We start from the raw sequence: 15,235 nt of genomic DNA on the forward strand, positions 1-15,235 counted from the left end.
TGGTTAAGGCTTCGACTAGTTTTCTTGTAGAAAAGACACCCTTGGGCAGGATTTTATTGAGAATTAGGCAAAATGGAGAATATTCCACTAGCTGAGCAGAGAAAAAACAAAACTACACTTTCGACCTAACCACTAAGGCAAGCTAAATAAACACAGACCAGGACGGAAGAGCTTCAATAAAAAAGCCCCACATAAAATATGTGAGGCTTCAAATTCTTTCAAAGCGAATATTCCTTCAAACATACGCTCGATAAAACGTTAGCTTATAGCTCTTCGTTTTCTTCTTCTTTCTCTACGCCTTTCTCTTCAAGAACAGCAGGCGTTAGTAGCAACTCACGAAGTTTAGTATCGATCTCCAGAGCAATCTCTGGGTTTTCACGTAGGTACTTACCAGCGTTAGCTTTACCTTGGCCGATCTTGTCACCCTTGTAGCTATACCAAGCGCCCGCTTTTTCTACTAGCTTGTTCTTAACACCTAAATCGATAAGCTCACCTTCACGGTTGAAGCCTTTGCCGTATAGGATTTGAGTTTCAGCTTGTTTGAATGGTGCAGCGATTTTGTTCTTAACAACCTTGATACGCGTTTCGTTACCAACAACCTCATCACCATCTTTGATCGCACCAGTACGGCGGATATCAAGACGAACAGATGCGTAGAACTTAAGAGCATTACCACCTGTTGTTGTTTCTGGGTTACCGAACATCACACCAATCTTCATACGGATTTGGTTGATGAAGATAGCCATACAGTTAGACTGCTTAAGGTTGCCTGTTAACTTACGCATTGCTTGAGAAAGCATACGAGCCTGAAGACCCATGTGGCTATCGCCCATTTCGCCTTCAATTTCTGCTTTTGGTGTTAGTGCTGCTACTGAGTCAATAACAAGCACATCGATTGCACCTGAACGAGCCAATGCATCACAGATTTCTAATGCTTGCTCACCCGTATCAGGTTGAGAAACAAGAAGTGCATCGATATCAACACCAAGCTTTTGAGCGTAGATAGGGTCTAGTGCGTGTTCCGCATCAACGAAAGCACACGTCTTGCCAACTTTTTGTGCTGCAGCAATAAGCTCAAGCGTTAGCGTTGTTTTACCTGATGATTCTGGACCGTAAACCTCTACGATACGTCCCATCGGTAGGCCACCAGCACCAAGTGCGATATCTAGAGATAGAGAACCTGTAGAAATAGTTTCTACGTCCATTGTGCGGTTATCACCAAGACGCATGATAGAACCTTTACCAAATTGTTTTTCAATCTGACCAAGGGCTGCGGCTAACGCTTTTTGTTTATTCTCGTCCATTTCTATCTCCACATAATCGGTTGTCTCAACAAGCGATCTAGAATCTATTTCTAACCCACATAGGGGTGACTAATTGGCTCTCATTATACTGTTGATTCATACAGTGTCTATACCTGTATGAAAATAATTTGTACAAATGTTACTTACCTTCCATTGATAGGTAATCATAAATAACTTGCAGGGCATGGTGCGTGGCTTGTTGGCGTACTTGTGATCTATCACCTGTAAATACATTCGTTTCTACTTTATCCCAGCCATTTAGCGATTTCCAAGCAAAACAGACGGTACCAACGGGCTTTTCTTCCGTGCCGCCGCCAGGGCCAGCAATACCGCTGATCGACACAGAAATAGTGCCATTTGAATGTTGTAGCGCCCCCTTGGCCATTTCTATCACCACGGGTTCACTCACCGCACCAAACTCAACCAAGGTTTCAAGCTGAACACCAATCATCTCTTGCTTAGCTTCATTACTGTAAGTCACAAAGGCGCGGTCAAACCATGCTGAGCTGCCCGCCACATCGGTGACAGCAGTCGCTACACCACCGCCGGTACAAGATTCAGCGGTCACTAGCACTTGTTTATGCTTTGCCAGTAATGGTCCGAGTTTTTCACTAAGAGCTTGAGTCATCTGCATTATTAGCTTCCCTTTAATTACCGTCATATCATTTGGATTTGCATCTTTTCGCATCAGCCGCTTTTCGCACGAAACGCTTTCACGTATCCTAAGCCGCAATAGAAATAAACGAAAGAAGTTAACTGTGAAAGCCGATCAAAAACACACTCCCATGATGCAGCAGTACCTAAAACTCAAAGCAGAAAATCCAGAAATTCTGTTGTTCTACCGCATGGGCGATTTCTACGAGCTTTTCTACGATGACGCTAAAAAAGCCTCTCAACTCCTCGATATTTCACTGACTAAGCGTGGTTCATCAAATGGTGAACCGATTCCGATGGCAGGTGTTCCATACCATGCCGTTGAAGGATACCTTGCAAAGTTAGTGCAACTTGGTGAATCCGTAGCAATTTGTGAACAGATTGGTAATCCAGCCACTTCAAAAGGCCCTGTAGAGCGTGCGGTCGTGCGTATCGTGACACCGGGTACCGTAACCGACGAAGCCCTGCTTTCTGAGCGAGTCGACAACTTAATCGCCGCGATTTACCACCACAACGGTAAATTCGGTTACGCGACGCTTGATATTACCTCTGGCCGATTCCAACTTTGCGAGCCTGAAACTGAAGAAGCGATGTCCGCTGAGCTACAGAGAACCTCACCACGTGAGCTACTATTCCCTGAGGATTTCGAACCTGTCGATTTAATGGCAAGCCGTAACGGCAATCGCCGTCGTCCAGTATGGGAATTTGAATTAGATACCGCGAAGCAGCAGCTGAACCAACAATTTGGTACTCGTGACCTTGTGGGTTTTGGCGTTGAAGGTGCCAAGCTTGGCCTTTGTGCCGCTGGCTGTCTTATCCAATACGTGAAAGACACGCAACGTACTGCCCTGCCGCACATCCGTTCACTGACCATGGATAAGCAAGATCATTCGGTGATCCTCGATGCTGCGACTCGCCGCAACCTAGAGATCACGCAAAATCTTGGCGGTGGCACAGATAACACTCTTGCTGAAGTGCTTGATCACACCGCAACCGCTATGGGCAGTCGCATGCTTAAGCGTTGGTTACATCAACCAATGCGCAATATCTCGGCACTTGATCAACGCTTAGATGCGATTGGTGAAATGAAAGACTTGGCTCTCTTTACAGAGCTACAGCCAACCTTAAAGCAGATTGGTGATATCGAGCGTATTCTTGCTCGTCTTGCACTTCGTTCTGCTCGCCCACGTGATATGGCGCGCCTTCGCCAAGCAATGGAATACTTACCAGAGCTAGCTGAAACACTGACACAGCTTAAGCACCCGTACCTAACTCAACTTGCTCAGTATGCCTCTCCTGTAGATGAGGTTTCAGAACTGCTTGAACGTGCAATCAAAGAGAACCCACCCGTGGTTATCCGTGACGGCGGTGTGATTGCAGAAGGCTACAACGCCGAGCTAGATGAATGGCGTGATCTTGCTGCAGGTGCAACTGAGTTTCTGGATAAGCTTGAGCAAGAAGAGCGTGAACGTCACGGCATCGACACGCTAAAAGTTGGTTACAACAACGTACACGGTTTCTTCATTCAAGTAAGCCGCGGACAAAGCCACCTTGTACCGCCACATTATGTTCGTCGCCAAACGCTGAAGAACGCTGAGCGCTATATCATTCCTGAGCTGAAAGAGCACGAAGACAAAGTGCTTAACTCTAAATCGAAGGCACTGGCTATCGAGAAGCAGTTGTGGGAAGAGTTGTTTGATTTACTACTGCCATACCTAGAACGACTACAAAACATCGCTTCTTCAGTATCTCAACTTGATGTACTACAAAACTTAGCTGAGCGAGCAGATACACTTGATTACTGTCGTCCAACCATGACAGAAGTGGCCGGTATACAGATACAAGCGGGTCGTCACCCAGTAGTAGAACAAGTGATGGATGAACCTTTCATCGCCAACCCTATCGACCTAAACGATAAGCGTAAAATGCTGATCATCACAGGTCCAAACATGGGTGGTAAGTCGACCTACATGCGCCAAACTGCACTTATCGCATTGATGGCCCATATCGGTTGTTATGTGCCAGCTGAAAGCGCGACGATTGGCTCTATCGACCGTATATTTACTCGTATTGGCGCATCGGATGATTTGGCTTCTGGCCGTTCAACCTTCATGGTTGAGATGACAGAAACCGCTAACATTCTGCATAACGCGACACCAAATAGCCTTGTATTAATGGATGAGATCGGCCGTGGTACTAGTACTTATGATGGTTTGTCGCTAGCTTGGGCAAGTGCAGAATGGCTAGCAAATCAAATTAATTCGATGACGTTGTTTGCCACGCATTATTTTGAGCTAACCGAGTTACCGAACCAGCTTCCAACATTGGCAAACGTACACTTAGATGCAGTTGAACATGGCGACAACATTGCCTTTATGCATGCAGTACAAGAAGGTGCAGCGAGTAAATCTTATGGCTTAGCGGTTGCCAGCTTAGCCGGGGTTCCTAAAGTGGTGATCAAAAATGCTCGCGCTAAACTAACGCAACTAGAAGCACTCAGTATCGGGGCTCCGATGTCGAGACCAAGCGACGTTGATATCGCAAACCAACTGAGTCTAATCCCTGAACCGAGTGAAGTGGAACAAGCACTAGCGAGTGTCGATCCTGATGATCTAACACCTCGACAGGCATTAGAAGAACTCTACCGCTTGAAAAAGCTACTCTAGCTTAAGAAGCACTCTAGTTTAGAATAACCAAGCGCTGTGGTTTCTAGCTAAATTAAAAAGCTCAATCAGAAGCTAAAACTAAAAAACGCTGACATTAAGTCAGCGTTTTTTTATTTCGATATTATTGAATATCATTTAGTCATTTTCAACGTTGAACAGGTTTTCCATGTTCAGACCTTGTTTGATCAGAATCTCACGTAAACGACGCAGACCTTCAACTTGAATTTGACGAACACGCTCACGAGTCAGGCTAATTTCACGACCAACTTCTTCTAGTGTTGACGGTTCATAACCAAGCAATCCAAATCGACGTGCAAGCACCTCTTTCTGCTTCGGATTCAGCTCATCAAGCCAGAAGATCAACGAATTCTTGATATCGCTATCTTGAGTTGAAACCTCAGGATCTGAATTGTTGATGTCTGGAATAATATCCAACAGTGCTTTCTCACCGTCACCACCAATTGGCGTATCTACAGAACTCACTCTTTCGTTTAGACGAAGCATCTTGCTCACATCACCAACGGGTTTATCTAGCTTAGAAGCGATCTCTTCTGCCGTTGGTTCATGGTCAAGCTTTTGTGATAGCTCTCTTGCAGTACGTAGGTAGATGTTCAGCTCTTTCACAACATGGATTGGTAAACGGATAGTCCGAGTCTGATTCATCAACGCACGTTCAATGGTTTGACGAATCCACCATGTCGCGTAGGTCGAAAAACGGAAACCACGTTCTGGGTCAAACTTCTCTACGGCGCGAATCAAACCTAAGTTGCCTTCTTCAATTAGATCGAGAAGTGCTAAACCGCGATTGCTATAACGACGGGAAATCTTTACCACTAAACGCAGGTTACTTTCTATCATGCGTTTACGTGCTGCTTCATCACCGCGTAGAGCTCGACGTGCATAAAGCACTTCTTCTTCTGCGGTTAATAGTGGTGAGAAACCGATCTCGCCTAGATAAAGTTGAGTGGCATCTAAGCTTTTAGACGTAACTTCAACTTCTTCTTTCGCTTCGGTTTTCTTAGTGACTGTTCGCTTTGCTTTTCCAAGTGCTTCCGGTTCCGTGGTTGCTTGGACAAGATCGAACTCTTCTTTGGTTACTGCATTGCTTATACTCATAACGCCTCCCCCTGGCGAAATTAGCATGACATTACAACTTCATATGTCGCTAAATGACTATGTCACTTCATACAATGTCCTATTAAGAGACCTTGTATTTAAGGCAAGTATCGTTTTGGATTAACTGATTTGCCTTGGTAACGAATCTCAAAGTGCAGCCTGACACTGCTGGCTCCAGAGCTTCCCATTGTTGCAATCTTCTGCCCTGGTTTCACACTTTGCCCTTCAGATACTAATAACCGGTCATTATGCGCGTATGCACTTAAGTAATTATCATTGTGCTTCACAATCACTAGATTGCCGTAGCCTCGCAATGCATTACCCGAATAAACAACCGTTCCCCCTGCAGTAGATACTATTGGCTGACCTCGCTGTCCTGCTATGTCTATGCCTTTATTTCCTTGTTCGCCTACAGAGAAGTTCTTAATCACTCTCCCTTTTGTTGGCCATAACCATTTGGATACTTTATCACTTGTTGGTTTGGTGGTCGGTGTAACATTTTGTTTACCTTTAGAACCAACATACTCTTTTGATTTGGATTGTTCAACCTTCTTTGGTGAATCTTTTTTAACCACTTTGATGGTAGTTTGAGCAGGGGAAGATTTAGAGTTTTTACTCTGCTTAGGTATGGTTTTAGGGGTACTTGCCGCAGATGACGTGGTTGATGCCGCGACAGGCGCAGCAACTGCTGCAGCCGCTACCGTTGATTTACCATACGCTGGCGCGCTGTAGCTCGGGCGCCATAACTTAAGCTTCTGTCCTGGATGGATCGTATATGGGGCAGACAATTTGTTGTAGCTAACGAGGTCATTCACGTCTTTGTTGGTCACATAAGCGATGAAATAAAGCGTATCGCCTTTTTTTACTTCATAATAACTGCCGCGATAACTACCACGATCGATCGATGAGTAATTCTTGTTAAGGCTTGAAACGGGCGCAGGCGAATTCGCTGCACACCCAACAAGTGCACAGCCAAGCAGTAAAGTACTTCCTTTTAACAACTTCGAACCCATCGACTCTCTATCCACCTACACCAGTAGTATTTTGATTAAGCTAACTCACCAGGAACGAGAGGTACAAATCTCACGACCTCGATAACACTCGATAAAAACTCGTCACCATGGCGAACAATCTTCAACAATTGCTGTTCATCATCACCGACAGGAATCAGTAAACGACCACCATCTTTAAGTTGTTGCAAAAGCACTTGAGGAATCGACTCAGCAGCAGCGGTGACAATAATCGCATCAAAAGGGGCTTTTGAAGACCACCCATGCCAGCCATCACCGTGTTTGGTTGAGATATTGTAGAAATCGAGTTGCTTCAACCTACGCTTAGCATTCCACTGTAGCGACTTTATTCTTTCAACCGAATAAACATGGTCAACAAGCTGAGCTAATACTGCGGTTTGGTAACCAGAACCGGTTCCGATCTCCAAAACGCGACTGTCTTGTTGTAACTCAAGTAACTCTGTCATTTTAGCAACGATGTATGGCTGAGAGATTGTTTGTCCCTGTCCGATAGGCAGCGCATTGTTATCATAAGCTTGATGGTACATTGCCTGTGATAAAAAGCTCTCTCTCGGCAGTTGGTAAATAGCATCGAGAACCTTATGATCCTGAATACCATTTTCAATCAAAAAAGTAACTAAGCGCTCGGCTTGTGGGTTGCTCACTTACTTCTCTCCTAACCATGTTGTCATCGCACCTAACGACTCGTGTGCCGTCAGATCAACTTGTAACGGTGTTACCGATACAAAGCCATGTTCGATAGCGTAAAAATCGGTACCTTCGCCGGCATCTTGCTCTTTGCCCGGAGGACCAAGCCAATAAATATCATGACCGCGGGGGTCTTTTTGCTTAATCATATCTTCAGCATGGTGACGAGCGCCAAGGCGTGTTACTTGAGTTCCAGACAACTGTTCTAAAGACAGGTCAGGCACATTGACGTTTAATAGGCGGTTAGTTGGGATTGGGTTGACTAAATGTTGTTCGACGATACCACGAGCAATCACTGCCGCTGTCTTAAAATGTTTTTTACCCACCAGGGAAAACGCCACCGATTGAACGCCCAAGAAGTGCCCTTCCATTGCAGCAGCCACTGTGCCTGAATAAAGTACATCGTCACCAAGGTTAGCACCATGATTAATGCCCGTTAAAACCAGATCGGGCATATCGTTCTTGAGCAGTTCATTTAACGCAAAATGCACACAGTCGGTCGGTGTGCCTTGTACCGAATAGGTATTTTCAGCAATTTCTTGAACACGCAAAGGTTGTTCTAAAGTTAATGAATTTGAAGCACCTGAGCGATTACGATCAGGTGCAACAATGATAACTTCAGCAAGATCACGTAATTCACTTGCTAGCTCATGAATACCTTGAGCATGCACACCATCATCGTTGCTGAGTAAAATCTTCATCTTGTATCCTTTCTTTTGTTCCAATGCCAAGTGACTAAATTCCAATATCAAGTGACTTAGCTCCAAGCAGAATCGTTATTGCTCGTAGCTTCTTTCTACGTGTACTTCTTCAATCAATTCGCGAACGATCGCTGTTGCGAAACAACCCGCATCAAGAGAGAACTTAAGCGTGACATTATCTTCGTTCACTTCCCAAGTTAAATCCGTTGGTTTCAGTGACGCTTCACGACGATCATGGCGCATACGGTTACCACGAATCAGAGCCATTAGATCCGGTTCAGCATCAAGGTGTTTCTGCTCTAAAGCTTGAGACTCATCCGTCGTAGGCAAGGCATTATCGCCAGCCAAAGCAACAGTAACCAATGCTGCGCCGTTCGCGATGTCTTGGTTTACTACTTCGATGTTGTCAGCCGTTACTGCTAGTTGAGTACCGTCTTTCACCACGATATCGCCCACCAATGCAGATGCAAACGCATCTTGCTCAATACGGTCTGACAGGATCAGGTTGTAGATCCACGAGCGAGCCGCAGAAAGGTACAAGCTGCGTTTATTCTGATTACGAGTACGAACGTTATCACGGCCCCAACGACGAGCTTCAGATAAGTTGTTGCCTTCATTACCAAAACGCTGAGCACCAAAGTAGTTCGGCACGCCGACTTGAACGACTTTTTCCAAACGCTTGACCACATCATCGCAATCCGTTACTTCAGACAAGGTCAACTCAAATTGGTTGCCCACTAAATCGCCTGGACGTAACTTTTTGTTGTGACGTGCTGTCGCTAGGATTTCGATGCTTGGGTATTGTGCCAAGAACGCTGAAAAGTCAGGCTCACCTTTCGGTAGGTGGACGCTCAACCACTGCTCGGTAACCGCGTGACGGTCTTTCAAACCCGCCCAGCTCACATCTTTCGACTTAACACCACAAGCTTTAGCCAGCTCATTCGCCACGAAGCTCGTGTTCTCACCCGTTTTACGAATGCGAACCATTAGGTGCTCGCCTTCGCCGGTAAACTCAAAACCTAGGTCTTCATTAACGACAAAGTGTTCGGCTTTTGCTTTTAGTTTTGCTTTCGCAGTTGGTTTACCGTTTAGATAAGCCAATGAAGATAAAATATCTGACATGCTGTTCTTTTCGTGTTGGTGCTTACGCACTTTTGGTAATTAGGACCACCGCTTCACATGCGATGCCCTCTTTGCGACCTGTAAAACCTAAACGCTCAGTGGTCGTGGCTTTTACATTCACATTACTGATGCTGGTTTCTAAGTCTTGTGCAATAGCTTGGCACATAGACACTATATGAGGCGCCATTTTTGGCGCTTGCGCCATGATAGTAATATCGGCATTACCAATCACGTAGCCTTGCTCTTTTACTCGACGATAAACGTCTTTCAATAGCTCACGGCTGTCTGCACCTTTCCACTCATCATCGGTATCTGGGAAATGACGACCAATATCACCCGCAGCAATCGCACCTAATAGAGCGTCACATAACGCATGCAGGGCAACATCACCATCTGAGTGTGCAATAAGACCTTGTTCATAAGGGACGCTCACGCCACCAATAATTACCGGGCCTTCACCACCAAACTTATGTACATCAAAGCCATGGCCAATACGAATCATCATTATTCCTTATTCTGACTTAAATAGAACTCAGCAAGGGCTAAATCTTCTGGCTGAGTAATCTTAAAATTATCTGAGCGCCCTGTAACTAAAGCGGGCGATAAACCTTTCCACTCAAAGGCTGAAGCTTCATCGGTAATAGAAACACCTTGTTGAAGCGCCTCACTTAATGCATTCCACAGAGGTTTTGCTCTAAACATTTGCGGCGTCAGTGCATGCCACAAATCGGCTCGTTCAACGGTATGCTCGATCTGCCCTTGGGCACCACGCTTCATCGTATCACGAACAGGAGCAGCCAAAATCGCCCCTACCTCATGACTCATTGCACCGGAGATCAACTTATCGATGTCACCTAATTGAACACAAGGCCTTGCCGCATCGTGAACCATAACCCAATCACCAAGCTGTTGCTCAGCGATATAATCTAAGGCAGAGAGTACTGAGTCCGCTCTTTCGCTTCCACCAGACACTCTGATCACTTTTGGATTCTGATTTAAGGCAAGCTCTGGGTAGTATGGGTCATCATCGCTAATAGCAACGACAATTTGAGAGACTTGCGGGTGAGACAATAATTTCTCAACGGTGTGCTCTAAAATCGTTGTGCCGCTAATTTTTAGATATTGCTTAGGACGGTCGGCCTGCATTCGGCTGCCCACGCCCGCCGCAGGTACAACGGCAATCACGCTTTGAAGTTGAATCGACATTAATGGGATTCCTCACCAATGATACGATAAAACGTTTCGCCTTCTTTCACCATTCCAAGTTCATGACGTGCACGCTCTTCTATCGCGTCTAAGCCTTGGCGTAGATCGTCAATTTCCGCAAACATCTCAGCATTACGAAGATGAAGCTTTTCATTTACTTGCTGCTGAACTTGGATTTCGTTGTTCACACCGTAGTAATCAGAGATACCATTTTTACCAAACCACAGTGTGTGTTGTAGCCAGCCAAACACTATGAGCAAAACTAAAGCAAAAATTCGCATAACACCTTTCGCTGGTTGAAAAAGAAGGAACTAGAATAAGGCACATATATACCATAATGCGCTTATTGGTGCGAGATATGTGGTACCAGGGAATCAATAAGTCGGGGAATTATTGTTGTTCGTAACACAAGATGATATTCCCACCTCCCTTCTCCGTAGGTCTCAATAATGACGAATTGTAGGTATAAAAAGACAGTTTTATAGAGGCAAAAAAATGCCCCGCATAAGCGAGGCATTTAAAAGCATTAGTGCATAATTCGCTAGGAATTATTGACCTTTAACTTCTTTAAGACCGTTGAAAGGAGCTTTAGAACCTAGAGCTTCTTCGATACGGATTAGTTGGTTGTACTTAGCAACACGGTCAGAACGGCTCATAGAACCAGTTTTGATTTGACCTGCAGCTGTACCTACCGCTAGATCTGCGATAGTTGCATCTTCAGTTTCGCCAGAACGGTGAGAGATTACTGCAGTGTAGCCAGCGTCTTTAGCCATCTTAATTGCAGCTAGAGTCTCTGTTAGAGAACCGATTTGGTTGAACTTGATAAGGATAGAGTTAGCTACGCCTTTCTCGATACCTTCAGCAAGAATCTTAGTGTTTGTAACGAAAAGATCGTCACCAACGATTTGAAGCTTGTCGCCTAGAAGTTCAGTTTGGTGCTTGAAGCCATCCCAATCTGACTCGTCAAGACCGTCTTCGATAGAAACGATAGGGAAGTTGTTCGCTAGTTCAGCTAGGTAGTGGTTGAACTCTTCAGAAGTGAAAGTTTTACCTTCGCCCTTCATGTTGTAGATGCCAGCTTCTTTGTCGAAGAACTCAGATGCAGCACAGTCCATAGCAAGAGTAACGTCTTTACCTAGTTCGTAACCAGCAGCTGCAACAGCTTCTGCGATAACTTCTAGAGCTTCAGCGTTAGATTTAAGGTTAGGAGCGAAGCCACCTTCATCACCAACTGCAGTGCTGTAGCCTTTAGACTTAAGAACTTTAGCTAGGTTGTGGAATACTTCAGCGCCGATACGTAGACCTTCTTTAAGAGTTTTAGCGCCAACTGGTTGGATCATGAACTCTTGGATGTCAACGTTGTTATCTGCGTGCTCACCACCGTTGATGATGTTCATCATTGGTAGAGGCATAGAGAACTGACCAGCAGTACCGTTTAGCTCAGCGATGTGCTCGTATAGAGGCATGCCTTTCGCAGCAGCAGCAGCTTTTGCGTTAGCTAGAGATACAGCTAGGATAGCGTTCGCGCCGAACTTAGACTTGTTATCAGTACCGTCTAGGTCAAGCATAATTTGGTCAACGTCAGCTTGAGCTTTAGCGTCTTTACCAACTAGAGCTTCAGCGATTGGGCCGTTTACAGCTTCAATAGCTTTAAGAACACCTTTACCTAGGAAACGTGATTTGTCGCCGTCACGTAGCTCAAGAGCTTCGCGAGAACCAGTAGATGCGCCAGATGGAGCAGCAGCCATACCTACGAAACCGCCTTCTAGGTGTACTTCAGCTTCTACAGTTGGGTTACCACGTGAATCGATGATTTCACGACCTAGAACTTTAACGATCTTAGACATTGAATGTTTCCTTCTCGTTGAATATATAAATGTCAAATTTAAAGGTAGCAGCACAACCTACGCAGCTACCTGTATTCCTTTTATTTCTCTAATTCGCCACGCTGGAACTCACCAGCCGCTTTCACGAAACCTGCAAACAATGGGTGACCATCGCGAGGTGTTGAAGTGAACTCTGGGTGGAATTGAGCAGCAACAAACCATGGGTGGTTCGGGTTTTCAATTACTTCAACCAGCTTCTTGTCCGCAGATAGGCCCGATACTTTTAGGCCCGCTTTTTCGATTTGTGGACGAAGATTGTTGTTCACTTCGTAACGGTGGCGGTGACGTTCATGGATCGTCGCGCTACCGTATAATTCGTAAGCTTTCGTCCCTTTCGCTAGGTGACAAAGCTGTGAACCAAGACGCATCGTGCCGCCTAGGTCAGATGATTCTGTACGCTCTTCAACTTTACCTTCACCATCAGTCCATTCAGTGATAAGACCAACGACTGGGTACTTAGTTTCAGAGCTGAACTCAGAAGAGTGTGCCCCTTCCATTTTCGCAACGTTACGAGCGTACTCGATAAGCGCTACTTGCATACCTAGACAGATACCTAGGTACGGTACTTTGTTTTCACGAGCGTATTGAGCAGCAAGAATTTTACCTTCAACACCACGATCACCAAAGCCACCAGGCACTAGGATTGCATCTAGGCCTTCTAAAAGCTCTACGCCACGAGACTCAAGGTCTTGTGAATCTACGTATTTGATATTAACGCTTAGGCGATTTTTCAAGCCCGCGTGTTTTAGCGCTTCATTAACTGATTTGTAGGCATCTGGTAGTTCAATGTATTTACCAACCAGACCAATCGTCACTTCACCCGTTGGGTTAGCTTCTTCGTAAATAACTTGTTCCCATTCAGACAGGTCAGCTTCTGGAGCCGTGATGCCGAAACGCTTACATACAAGTTCATCAGTACCTTGAGCTTTAATAAGCTGAGGGATCTTGTAGATAGAGTCAACATCACGCATAGAAATAACTGCATTTTCTTGCACATTACAGAACAAGGCAATTTTCTTACGCTCGTTCGCAGGAATGTTGCGGTCTGAACGACAAACTAGGATGTCTGGCTGAATGCCAATAGACAGTAGCTCTTTTACAGAGTGTTGCGTTGGCTTAGTTTTCACTTCGCCCGCTGCTGCTAGGTATGGCACTAGAGTAAGGTGCATGAACATTGCGCGTTCACGGCCTAGTTCTACTGCTAGCTGACGAATCGCTTCCATGAATGGTAGAGATTCGATATCACCAACCGTACCACCAACTTCAACGATCGCAACATCGTGGCCAGATGCACCTGAAATAACACGCTCTTTGATAGAGTTAGTGATGTGCGGGATAACCTGAATAGTTGCACCTAGGTAATCACCGCGACGCTCTTTAGCGAGTACGTCTGAGTAAACACGACCTGCAGTGAAGTTGTTACGCTTAGTCATCTTGGTGCGAATGAATCGCTCATAGTGACCAAGGTCAAGGTCAGTTTCAGCGCCATCTTCCGTAACGAACACTTCACCGTGTTGAGTCGGGCTCATAGTGCCTGGATCAACGTTGATGTAAGGGTCAAGCTTCATCATAGTCACTTTAAGACCACGAGCTTCTAAAATAGCCGCAAGAGATGCTGCTGCAATACCTTTACCTAGAGAGGATACAACCCCGCCAGTAACAAAAATGTAATTTGTCGTCATGTTTAACCTGAAATTGGTTGAATGAGGGAAATGGATTACTTCTGGACGGGATGAAAATATACCAGAAGCCCCTTATCGCCACAACGTGAAATCTATCACACTGCAATTTTTTATTTTTTGCTTCAAATCAATTCATGATAAAAGCTTTGATTATCTTTTCTCCTCAACTTTGACCTCATCCCACATGGAATCAAGCTGTTGTAGAGAAAAATCGGTTAAATTTTTATCTTGTTGACGAACTTTTTGTTCCACTCCTTTAAAGCGACGAGAAAACTTTAGATTAGCTTTGTTCAGCGCCGTTTCTGGGCTTTTACCTAAATGTCGCACCAAATTGACCGTCGCAAACAACAGATCTCCCAACTCTTCTTCAATCAAATCTTCGTTCGGTGTGACTTGCAGCGCCTCTTCCAACACTTCGTCAACTTCCTCTAAAACCTTATCTGCCACCGGGCCAATAGCGTCCCAATCAAAGCCAAATTTCGCAACCTGCTTTTGAATCTTTGTAGCACGCGAAAGTGCAGGTAGCGAGTTTGGTATTGAGTCTAGAATACTTTCTTGAGTTTTGCCTGCTTGTGCTTTTTCTTTGGCCTTTTCAGCTTCCCAGTTGGCATTAATTTCTTCATCACTGGCAAACTCGGTATCAGAGAACACATGCGGATGGCGACGTGTTAGCTTCTCATTGATACCATCAACCACATCAGAGAACTCAAACAACCCCTGCTCTTTAGCTAACTGGCTGTAGAAAATCACCTGGAACAGCAAGTCACCCAACTCTTCTTGTAGGTTCGGCCAGTCTTTGTTGTGAATCGCGTCCACTACCTCATAGGTCTCTTCGATAGTATGCGGCACAATTGTTTCAAAATTTTGTTTTAAATCCCAAGGACAGCCACCTTCTGGATCGCGCAGCTTAGTCATAATCTGTTCAAGGTGTTCAATCGGGTGATTCATCGTTTTCTTCCTATTACTGTCTTTGATTTTTAAACTTATAGCTTCACTGAAACTAAAAGGTTCTCAAACTAAAAAAATACTAGAACTAAAAAAGGTGAGCAGCCAAAACCACTCACCTTTCTGTTTTTCTTGTTAAACAACGCGTCATTCAATGCATTGTTCGGTTTTTACTAAGTACTTGGTTCTTCTAACAAGGCAACAAACTTACGAGACTTCTGAGCATAGCTTGCCT

The 15,235-nt window shown here is 45.0% G+C and carries 14 protein-coding genes; 1 reads left to right on the plus strand and 13 read right to left on the minus strand.

The genetic code is table 11. The features are described 5' to 3' along the window. Positions 1–263: 263 nt before the first annotated feature. Together recA and pncC are read right to left on the minus strand one after the other, a co-directional pair. Positions 264–1,304 carry a recombinase RecA gene (gene recA, locus OCT63_RS13155; protein ID WP_060468604.1) on the minus strand — a complete coding sequence of 347 codons (1,041 nt, stop codon included), beginning with the start codon at positions 1,302–1,304 and terminating at the stop codon, positions 264–266. A 139-nt stretch (positions 1,305–1,443) separates the two neighbouring features. Next, complete coding sequence (pncC, locus tag OCT63_RS13160) at positions 1,444–1,938, minus strand: nicotinamide-nucleotide amidase (protein WP_060468640.1); 495 nt, start codon at positions 1,936–1,938, stop codon at positions 1,444–1,446. Between the two features lie 124 nt (positions 1,939–2,062). Here pncC and mutS point away from each other — a divergent pair, with 124 nt between their 5' ends. Then, complete coding sequence (gene mutS / locus OCT63_RS13165) at positions 2,063–4,624, plus strand: DNA mismatch repair protein MutS (protein ID WP_269983861.1); 2,562 nt, start codon at positions 2,063–2,065, stop codon at positions 4,622–4,624. A gap of 135 nt (positions 4,625–4,759) precedes the next feature. Here mutS and rpoS read toward each other — a convergent pair whose 3' ends face one another. The 11 genes from rpoS to mazG all read right to left on the minus strand — a co-directional run bounded on the left by rpoS (position 4,760) and on the right by mazG (position 15,003). Next, positions 4,760–5,740, minus strand: a complete 981-nt coding sequence (gene rpoS / locus OCT63_RS13170) for an RNA polymerase sigma factor RpoS (RefSeq protein WP_065311187.1) — start codon at positions 5,738–5,740, stop codon at positions 4,760–4,762. A gap of 98 nt (positions 5,741–5,838) precedes the next feature. Continuing rightward, the gene (gene nlpD, locus OCT63_RS13175) at positions 5,839–6,753 is read right to left on the minus strand and encodes a murein hydrolase activator NlpD (protein ID WP_060468607.1); all 915 of its coding nucleotides are present in this window, start codon (positions 6,751–6,753) and stop codon (positions 5,839–5,841) included. A gap of 35 nt (positions 6,754–6,788) precedes the next feature. After that, on the minus strand, positions 6,789–7,415 hold the full coding sequence (locus OCT63_RS13180) for a protein-L-isoaspartate(D-aspartate) O-methyltransferase (protein ID WP_017056581.1): 627 nt from the start codon (positions 7,413–7,415) through the stop codon (positions 6,789–6,791). Beyond that, a complete protein-coding gene (gene surE, locus OCT63_RS13185; RefSeq protein WP_060468608.1) occupies positions 7,416–8,159 on the minus strand; it encodes a 5'/3'-nucleotidase SurE in 744 nt (247 codons plus the stop codon). It lies immediately after the preceding gene. A 75-nt stretch (positions 8,160–8,234) separates the two neighbouring features. After that, positions 8,235–9,281 carry a tRNA pseudouridine(13) synthase TruD gene (truD, locus tag OCT63_RS13190; protein WP_269983862.1) on the minus strand — a complete coding sequence of 349 codons (1,047 nt, stop codon included), beginning with the start codon at positions 9,279–9,281 and terminating at the stop codon, positions 8,235–8,237. 22 nt (positions 9,282–9,303) lie between these two features. Next, the gene (ispF, locus tag OCT63_RS13195; protein WP_161679740.1) at positions 9,304–9,783 is read right to left on the minus strand and encodes a 2-C-methyl-D-erythritol 2,4-cyclodiphosphate synthase; all 480 of its coding nucleotides are present in this window, start codon (positions 9,781–9,783) and stop codon (positions 9,304–9,306) included. Positions 9,784–9,785: 2 nt separating this feature from the next. Continuing rightward, positions 9,786–10,487 (minus strand): 2-C-methyl-D-erythritol 4-phosphate cytidylyltransferase, encoded by a 702-nt coding sequence (gene ispD, locus OCT63_RS13200; RefSeq protein ID WP_161687818.1) that lies wholly within the window; start codon positions 10,485–10,487, stop codon positions 9,786–9,788. Next, entirely contained in the window at positions 10,487–10,768 is a 282-nt protein-coding gene (ftsB, locus tag OCT63_RS13205; protein WP_060468612.1) for a cell division protein FtsB, read from the minus strand. The genes ispD and ftsB overlap by 1 nt, the downstream gene beginning before the upstream one ends. Positions 10,769–11,035: 267 nt before the next feature. Further along, on the minus strand, positions 11,036–12,334 hold the full coding sequence (eno, locus tag OCT63_RS13210; protein WP_017056575.1) for a phosphopyruvate hydratase: 1,299 nt from the start codon (positions 12,332–12,334) through the stop codon (positions 11,036–11,038). An 80-nt stretch (positions 12,335–12,414) separates the two neighbouring features. Beyond that, on the minus strand, positions 12,415–14,055 hold the full coding sequence (locus OCT63_RS13215; protein ID WP_060468614.1) for a CTP synthase: 1,641 nt from the start codon (positions 14,053–14,055) through the stop codon (positions 12,415–12,417). A 150-nt stretch (positions 14,056–14,205) separates the two neighbouring features. After that, on the minus strand, positions 14,206–15,003 hold the full coding sequence (gene mazG / locus OCT63_RS13220; RefSeq protein ID WP_060468615.1) for a nucleoside triphosphate pyrophosphohydrolase: 798 nt from the start codon (positions 15,001–15,003) through the stop codon (positions 14,206–14,208). Positions 15,004–15,235 lie beyond the last annotated feature (232 nt).

The organism is Vibrio sp. RW (assembly GCF_027587105.1).
In the GTDB taxonomy this organism is placed as follows: Bacteria; Pseudomonadota; Gammaproteobacteria; order Enterobacterales; family Vibrionaceae; genus Vibrio; species Vibrio toranzoniae.